This window comes from Caulobacter sp. B11 (assembly GCF_002737765.1).
Taxonomy (GTDB): Bacteria; Pseudomonadota; Alphaproteobacteria; order Caulobacterales; family Caulobacteraceae; genus Caulobacter.
Window position 1 is genome coordinate 1 of record NZ_PEGG01000049.1, and the last position, 7484, is coordinate 7484.

The window sequence follows — 7484 nt, forward strand, 5'->3', positions numbered from 1 at the left end:
GGCGGTCAAACTGGTCGACAAGCTGGTGATCGGCGTGGCGGTCAATATCGGCAAGGGCCCTCTGTTCACGCTCGAGGAGCGGGTCGAGATGGTGCGGCGCGAGACCGCCCACCTGACCTCGATCGCGGCGATCGAGGTTCAGCCGTTTGACAGCCTGCTGATGCATTTCGCCCGCAAGGTCGGCGCGCAGATGATCGTGCGGGGCCTTCGAGCCGTGGCCGACTTCGAATACGAATTCCAGATGACCGCCATGAACCAGCAGCTGGATCGCGAGATCGAGACGGTGTTCCTGATGGCCGATCCCCGTCACCAGGCCATCGCGTCGCGGCTGGTCAAGGAGATCGCCGCCCTGGGCGGCGACGTGCACAAGTTCGTGCCGCCCAAGGTCGGCGAAGAGCTGCTGTTCAAGCTGGGCAAGATCTAGGACGCCGTCCGAAGCCGCGAGCGCCTGGCTCCGGTTCGGCGCTTCCTCGGCCTACAGCCCGATCCGACGCGCCCCTTCGGCCACCGTCACCACGTCGAAGCCCGCCAGGATCGCGCCGTCGACCAGCCGCTCGAGTGCGCCGGTCGTGCAGCCCCAGGCCGAGGGCTGCCGGGACACATCATGGGTGTAAAGGATCAGCCAGGCGTTGCGGGCATGGGCCCGGTCCAGCCATTTCAGCGCCACGGCCTCGCCGTCCTCGCCCTCGATGCCGACGGCCGGGGCCTGGTTGAGGTCGGCGCCGTTGGTGATCAGGCCGTGATGCAGGGCCCGAAGCGTCTTGAACCGACCGGCCAGGGCCGTCTTGGCCGGCGAGGCGACATCGCCATAGGGATAGGCGAAGCTGACCGGCCCGCCGGTTCCCCAGTCGGCCAGGACTTCGGCATTGTGATCCACATCGGCCAGGGCCGTCTGGCGCGAGGCCTGGCCGCAATCGAGATGGGAATAGGTGTGGCAGCCGATCTCATGGCCGGCGGCCAGCAGGCGCGCGGCGTCTGCCCCGCTGGCATAGAGGCCCATGGGGCCGTCGCGGCCCGCCAGGCCGCCGGCGAAATAGTAGGTGCCGCGCACCCCGCGCGCCTCCAGCACCTGGGCTCCGGCCTCGCAGGCCGTCGCCGGCGCGTCGTCGAAGCTGAACGACACCATCGGCCGCTCAAGCCGCACCCGCGCGGGACGGCGATGGACCAGGCGGATCAGGCGTCGCCGCAGCTTGCCCTTCAGCGAGCGGTCGGGCTCGTAGGCGTCAACCTTGGTGTCGGTCATCACACGGCGTCCGAATAGAGGGCGGCCCGATAAAGGCGCAGGGCGAAGGCCCGCAAAGGCGTCGGCGCGGCCTCGGCCAGGGCGATCGATTTCAGCCAGGGGCGCCATACGCCCTTGAGCGGCAGGGGCTTGAGCGCCTTGGCGACCCGATAGCTGGGATAGGCGCTGACCACCTCGCGGTGAGCGGCGACCACCCGGGCGAAGTTGGCGGCCGATTGCTCGTACTTGCTCGCCAGCACCGCGACGGTGTCGAGGCCCAGATGGCTGGCGGTATTGTCGATATGCAGGATCGGGTGCAGCCGGGCGACCCGCATCGCCCATTCCACATCCTCCCAGCCCCAGCCGGTGAAGGCCTCGTCGAAGGCCACGGTTTCCAGCACGTCGCGTCGCACCAAAAGGTTGGACGTGAAGATGTGCTTTTCGGGGCCTTGGCCCGCTCCGGGGCCGGCGTGCAATCGCCTTTCAGCGCCATGGCCCGGTGGACCTCATGTTCAGGCCGGCGCGGGGTCTGGTCCAGGGTGAAGCCGCCGAAGGCGACCGCGGCGTGCTCGTTCTCAGCCACGGCGGCCCAGCGTTGCAGGAAGCCCTTGGCATCAGGCAGCATGTCGGCGTCGAGGAACAGCAGGTGGCCGCCCCGCGCCTGGGCCGACAGGCGGTTGCGACCCTTCGCGCGACCCTCATTGGTCGACAGGCGGATCAGGCGGGCGGGAAGCCTGAGGCCGTCGAGACGCCTGGCGATCTGCCGGGCCAGGACGTCGTCGCCGCCGCCGTCGTCCAGTACGATGATCTCGGTGTCGGCCAGGGGCTCGTCCAGCGCCGTGAGCAGGGCGCTGGGATTGTCGCGGAAGGTCGGGATCAGCACCGAAAGGCGCGGCGCGGCGCCGGCCCAGGCGGCGTTGTCATGCAGGCGTTCGGTGGCCGGGGCGGTCATGCGGGTCTCGGACGGCGATGCAAGAGGGTGGTGAGCCGAGCTCGGGCGCCGCCGACGTCGAGCCCGAGGATCACGGCGCCGTAGACGCCCGCCCCGCCGGCCGCCTTGAGGATCAGCTCGGCGACGCCGCCGATCGGTGGGACCAGCGACACCAGCAGCGCCATCAGCAGGCAGGCGCCGCCGCCCTGGATCAGGCTGGTCCAGGGCAGGGGCAGGCGACAGGCCCTGGCGCCCAGAACGGCGGCGGCGACGGCGCCCAGTCCATAGCTGGCGGCGGTCGACCACAGGGCGCCGTCCAGGCCGAACCGCGGGATCAGGATCAGGTTGAGCAAGATGTTGGCGGTCGCCGGAATGGCCATGCAGACGATCAGCAGGCCGGTGCGCCGGCCCAGGGTGAAGGCCTGGAGCAGATAGTAGGTGGTCACGCCGGACAGCCAGCCGGCCAGGGCGATCCAGGGCGTGACCCGCCCGGCGCCGGCGGACAGGGCGGGACCGACCATCACCTGGGCCAGCGGCGCGGCGACCAGGGCCAGGCCGACCGCGGCGGGAAGGGTCAGCAGGACCATGAACTGGGCCTGTTCCCGCGCGGCTTCGTCGAGGGCCGGCTGGCCGCCGCGCTCCAGGGCCGCGACCATGGCGGGACCGCCGGCCATGCCCAGCCAGATGAACACCACGTCGAGGGTCCGGCTGCCGAGCGAATAGCCGGCGTGATAGACGCCCACCGTGGTCTCGTCGAGAAAGGCCGCCAACAGGAAACGATCAGTGGTCGACAGCACCAGGGCCAGGATCAGCGACAGGGCCACGGGCAGACCGAAGGCCAGATAGCTCTTGGCCATCGCCGGATCATAAACGCCGCCGCGGGCCCGGCCCAGGTCGGCGGGCAGGACGAACACCAGGCACAGGAGCGAAATCGCGCCCATGCCGAGCAGCGGGGCCGCCCCGCCCAGCCCGACCAGGGCCAGGACCAGGCCCAGGGCGAATCCGCCGACCGTCTGGACGATGTCGAGCCAGGCGGCGGCCGAAACCTCGCCGGCGGCCCGGCGGCGCTCCTGCGACAGCTTGGTCAGGCTCTTGACCAGCACGGCGGCGAAGGCGGCGGCGACGGCCACTTTCAGCGGCGGGGGCAGGGGAGCCAGGCGCAGGACCACGACGGCGACCACGGGAACGGTCAGGGCCATGGCGAACCACAGCCGGTAGAGGGTGGCGAAATGGTCAGGCAGCCGCTCATCCTGGGCTTGCTTGGCGTAAAAGCGGGCCATGGCCGCCTCGGTCCAGGTCAGCAACAGCGTCTGGGTCAAGCTCAGGGCCGAAAAGGCCAGGGCGTAGACGCCGTATTCCTCGGGACTGAGCACCCGGGTGAACAACACGATGGTCAGCAGGCCGACCACGCCCTGGGCGATGTTGACGGGCAGATAACCGATGACGCCGCGCCAGAACATGCCGGGCCTCAACGCACGGCCGAACGATCACCCAACAGGACGGGGATCGTCATGGCGATGATGTACAGGTCCAGCCAGAACGACTGGCGCTCGATATATTCGATGTCGAGGGCGACCCGAGTGCGGACCAGCTCCGGCGTGTCGACCGGGCCCCGCGAGCCCTGGATCGCCGCCCAGCCGGTGATGCCGGGCTTCATGCGATGACGATGGGCATATTGGGCGACCAGTTGGGCCGACTCCACCTCGCCGGTCATCATGCCGATCGCATGCGGCCGCGGCCCGACCATCGACATCTCGCCCTTCAGCACATTGATCAGCTGCGGCAGTTCATCGAGGCTGGTCTTGCGGATGAAGCGGCCAACCCGGGTGATCCGGTCATCGTCTGCGGTGACCTGCCGCCTGGCGGTGGCGTCGGCGGCTTCATGACGCATCGAGCGGAATTTCCAGACCAAGATCTGCTCGTTGTTGAAGCCGTGGCGGCGCTGGCGAAAGAACACTGGTCCGGGGCTGTCGAGCCGAATGGCGATCGCCGTGGCCAGCATCACCGGTAGGGCGATGACCAGCCCCACGGTGGCCATGATGACGTCCTGGGCCCGCTTGGCCAAAGCCCGCTGATCGTCGGCGGCCGCACCGCACAGGTCGATGATCCGTGACAGGGCGGCGTCGCGCGCGGCCTCGTCATCCTGTTCAATGAACAGGCTGATCGGGTTGGGCAGCACTTCGAGCCGTTCCACCAGGGTGTGAACGCGGGCCCGCGCCGCGCCGGTCACGGCGATGACCACGCGGTCGACATAGGGCATGATGCGATGGCCGATCAGGGCGGTGGTGTCGCCCAGGACCGGCACCCCCATGAGATCGGCCGGCGCGCGGTCGCCGCGGTCCTCGAACACGCCGATCACATTGACGACGCCGGATCTGTGGGCGGCGGCGATCAGGTGGGTGGCGTTCGCGGTCGCGCCGACAATGATGATGTTGGGGGTCAGGCGGCCATTGTCGCGGCCCCGCGCGATCACCCGCCACCAGAGGACGTGCAGGATCGTCACGGCCAGGGCCAGGGCGCCCAGCCAGCCCAGCGCCACGGCGGGGTCGGATCGGCTGGGGTCGAGGGCGAGCGCCACGAACAACGCCACGAGGGCGGCCAGGACCAGCGCGCCGATGACCCGCAGCAGATGGCGCGACAACGGCTCTCGGTGCGCGAAGGCGTAGGCGTCCAGGGTGTTCAATCCCACCACCATCACCAGGGCGCCGGTCAGGATGGGGGCGGGCGCGGTGACGGTGGAGACCATGGCGCAGACGAGCAGCACGCCAATGGCGTCGAGCAGCTTGAACAGGCGCGCCAGGCTCTGGGCCTGGACGCGGGCGCGGGCCGGCATCAGCTGACGGGGGCGAAACGGTCCACGCCGCGCGGGCCCTTTTTCGTCCGGCTCTGACGAGCCGTCCGTCACGGGCGGATCAGGACGCTGGGCGCTAAGGGTGGGCATCAAGACCCGCGAGGTTGCCGGAGGAGCATGTCGGTTTTTAAAGCATGCCGTCTGAGCTTAGCGTTAATGTGTTTTTCCTCCCGCGCTCGATTGTCTTCTGCCGACGAACAGGCTATCGAACCGCTCCTCTCAGGAGGGAGACGTGGCCGAGAGGCTGAAGGCACCGCTTTGCTAAAGCGGCATACCCCAAAAGGGTATCGAGGGTTCGAATCCCTCCGTCTCCGCCACCTACCTTCACGATAGTTCCCAAGAGAACCAATGGCGCGGATTTTGTCGCGCCTATTCCGCCACTTGCGCGCGGAAAGCTGACCGCTCGCGCCCGTCTCAGGTCAGGAAGAGGCAAAGCCCCGTGGTGTTGCCCAAGAATTCTACTCGCCGGCGAGGTCGGGGCGGTGGCTGACGTTGTGCCTTTGGATGTCTGGGTAACCCGCTGGAATATCGAGGTCTGGCCGATCGAGCGCCTGACGGTGGCCAAGCGCCAACTGCGCACGGTGAGCGCTGAGCAGGTGGCCAGGATTGGCCACTCGATCGCGGCCTTTGGCCAGGTGCTGCCAATCCTGGTGACCCAGGACGGCGAGGTGATCGATGGTCATAGCCGGCTGGAGGCGGCCAAGGCCCACGGCATGACCAAGGTCTCGTGCATGGTGGTCAGCCATCTGAGCGCTGACGAGGTGCGGCTGCTGCGGCTGTCGATCAACCGCCTGGCCGAACGCGGCGCCTGGGACATCCCCAGCCTGAAGGTGGAACTGGGCGAGCTGATCTGCCTGGAGCTGCCCTAGAGCTATCGGGCTTCGACACCATCGAAATCGATCAGATCCTGACCCTGGATGATGTCCCCGAGCAGGAGATCGTGCCCGAGCCGCAGCTTGTGGCCATTAGCCGGCTTGGCGATGTCTGGCTGATGGGCGGCCACCGGCTGGTCTGCGGCGACGCGCTGGAAGCTTCGACCTATGAGGCCTTGTGGGTTGCGGGCGATCCCTTGGCCAAACTGCAGCTCACCGACGAGCCCTATAACGTCAAGATCAAGGGCCATGTCACCTCGGGGCGCCATCGCGAGTTCGCCATGGCCAGCGGCGAAATGACCGACACCGACTTTGGCGCGTTTAATCGCGGCTGGATGGCGCGGGGCCTGGAGCGCCTGGCCGAAGGAGCGTTGCTGGCCACCTTCATCGACTGGCGCCACCTGCATGTGGTGCAGGCCAGCGCCGCCAGGAGTGGACTCTCAAGTCGTGCCAGAGCCACGACCTTCAAATCTGCCCCAGCAGCCATCGGCCTGGACGCCCTCCGCTGCTGATCCCGCCCGCTCGGTGCCAAGCGCTCGCAAGGGAATCCTTTCCTGCCCGCCTCGCGCAACTCCGATCCCGGCCACGCATTACGTATGTCCCCCATACAAACTGGGTCCTACGCGGCCGGCCGCTTCGGCCATGCGCTCTGTCGGCCCGCCGCCGAGCCAATTCCTCTAAGTGCGGGATGTCCCTGCTTAGGCGCCGCAACCCCGCGGTCACATCTGGAGACACGCATGCAACTTCCCCATGGCGCCACCGTCGCCGTCGCCGATGGCGAAAAGTTCAATCTCTTTCGCAACGCTGGCGATGAAGCCGAGCTGAAGCTCACGGCCGTCGATCACGCGGCCGTCGACGCTGACCACCAAGGCGCGACGCCCGGTCGCCACGGCAGTTCCGCCAATCCCGCCGGTGGGCAGGATGATGAAGACGGCTTCTCGGCGGGCGTCATCAGCCTGCTCAACAAACAGGTCCTGGATGGAAAGATCACCGCCCTGGTGATCATCGCCGCGCCGCGAGCCCTGGGCGCTATCCGACCTCAATACCACGCCAAGCTCAGCGCGATCCTCGTGGGCGAAATCGCTAAGGACCTGACGGGCCACGCCTTGCACGACGTCGAGAAGGCGATCGCCGCAGCCTGACGCTGGTCGCGCCGGGCGGGCCAAGGCCCGTTCGACGCGGTGCGTTGCTCAAGGCCCCGGTGACGCCCAGCAAGGCAAACTTGAAAAGCGATGGCGGCGTTGCGCCAGGAGCAGGCCTTGGGGCAGCTCCAGATTCCGGACCTTCAGAGGACGGTCCGGCCCGGGAGTCTGAGCGTCAGGGACGGCTTTTCAGCCAATTGTACCCATCACGATTGCCCGCTGCGGCCGCTCGCATAAAGACTGTCGAGCCAGAGTGGGATCCTTTTCGAGGTTCGCAGGCGCGCTCGCGCTATAGAAAGTCATGAACCCAGGACCACCGACGCCGCTCCGCCCCGGAGCCCCAGTAGATCGCTTGATCGAGGCGGCTCGGCGACAGCTTGCTCATGGCGGCCTGCGCGCGATGAGCTTCCGTCGCTTGGGCGACGACGTGGGCGCCACATCAGGCGCCCTGGCCTATCATCTTGGC

The 7484-nt window shown here is 68.0% G+C and carries 7 protein-coding genes, 1 tRNA gene and 1 pseudogene; 5 read left to right on the forward strand and 4 right to left on the reverse strand.

Going from position 1 to position 7484, the window contains the following annotated elements; translation table 11 throughout:
- Positions 1–424 (forward strand): pantetheine-phosphate adenylyltransferase (gene coaD / locus CSW58_RS03345; RefSeq protein WP_099446302.1); only part of this gene is annotated, 424 nt, incomplete at its 5' end.
- 51 nt (positions 425–475) lie between these two features.
- Here coaD and CSW58_RS03350 read toward each other — a convergent pair.
- From CSW58_RS03350 to CSW58_RS03365, 4 genes and pseudogenes are all read right to left on the reverse strand, one after another.
- On the reverse strand, positions 476–1243 hold the full coding sequence (locus CSW58_RS03350) for a polysaccharide deacetylase family protein (protein WP_099446303.1): 768 nt from the start codon (positions 1241–1243) through the stop codon (positions 476–478).
- Positions 1243–2174: pseudogene (locus CSW58_RS03355) on the reverse strand (glycosyltransferase family 2 protein). Before CSW58_RS03355 ends, CSW58_RS03350 begins: the two are co-directional and overlap by 1 nt.
- On the reverse strand, positions 2171–3613 hold the full coding sequence (locus CSW58_RS03360; RefSeq protein ID WP_099446304.1) for a lipopolysaccharide biosynthesis protein: 1443 nt from the start codon (positions 3611–3613) through the stop codon (positions 2171–2173). Before CSW58_RS03360 ends, CSW58_RS03355 begins: the two are co-directional and overlap by 4 nt.
- A gap of 8 nt (positions 3614–3621) precedes the next feature.
- Positions 3622–4986 carry an exopolysaccharide biosynthesis polyprenyl glycosylphosphotransferase gene (locus CSW58_RS03365; protein ID WP_304441625.1) on the reverse strand — a complete coding sequence of 455 codons (1365 nt, stop codon included), beginning with the start codon at positions 4984–4986 and terminating at the stop codon, positions 3622–3624.
- A gap of 244 nt (positions 4987–5230) precedes the next feature.
- Between CSW58_RS03365 and CSW58_RS03370 the strand changes: the two genes are divergently transcribed.
- The 4 genes from CSW58_RS03370 to CSW58_RS03385 all read left to right on the forward strand — a co-directional run bounded on the left by CSW58_RS03370 (position 5231) and on the right by CSW58_RS03385 (position 7018).
- Positions 5231–5321, forward strand: a tRNA-Ser gene (locus CSW58_RS03370).
- A 165-nt stretch (positions 5322–5486) separates the two neighbouring features.
- Positions 5487–5873, forward strand: a complete 387-nt coding sequence (locus tag CSW58_RS03375; RefSeq protein ID WP_161494555.1) for a ParB/Srx family N-terminal domain-containing protein — start codon at positions 5487–5489, stop codon at positions 5871–5873.
- Between the two features lie 71 nt (positions 5874–5944).
- On the forward strand, positions 5945–6388 hold the full coding sequence (locus CSW58_RS03380) for a site-specific DNA-methyltransferase (RefSeq protein WP_143755064.1): 444 nt from the start codon (positions 5945–5947) through the stop codon (positions 6386–6388).
- Between the two features lie 225 nt (positions 6389–6613).
- Positions 6614–7018, forward strand: a complete 405-nt coding sequence (locus tag CSW58_RS03385; protein WP_099446307.1) for a host attachment protein — start codon at positions 6614–6616, stop codon at positions 7016–7018.
- The last annotated feature ends 466 nt before the right edge of the window (positions 7019–7484 follow it).

Bases quoted from the DNA above. Each gene is read 5' to 3' on its own strand.
- CSW58_RS03350 (WP_099446303.1), bottom strand. From the start codon at position 1,243: ATGACCGACACCAAGGTTGACGCCTACGAGCCCGACCGCTCGCTGAAG.
- CSW58_RS03360 (WP_099446304.1), bottom strand. From the start codon at position 3,613: ATGTTCTGGCGCGGCGTCATCGGTTATCTGCCCGTCAACATCGCCCAG.
- CSW58_RS03385 (WP_099446307.1), top strand. From the start codon at position 6,614: ATGCAACTTCCCCATGGCGCCACCGTCGCCGTCGCCGATGGCGAAAAG.
- CSW58_RS03365 (WP_304441625.1), bottom strand. From the start codon at position 4,986: ATGCCGGCCCGCGCCCGCGTCCAGGCCCAGAGCCTGGCGCGCCTGTTC.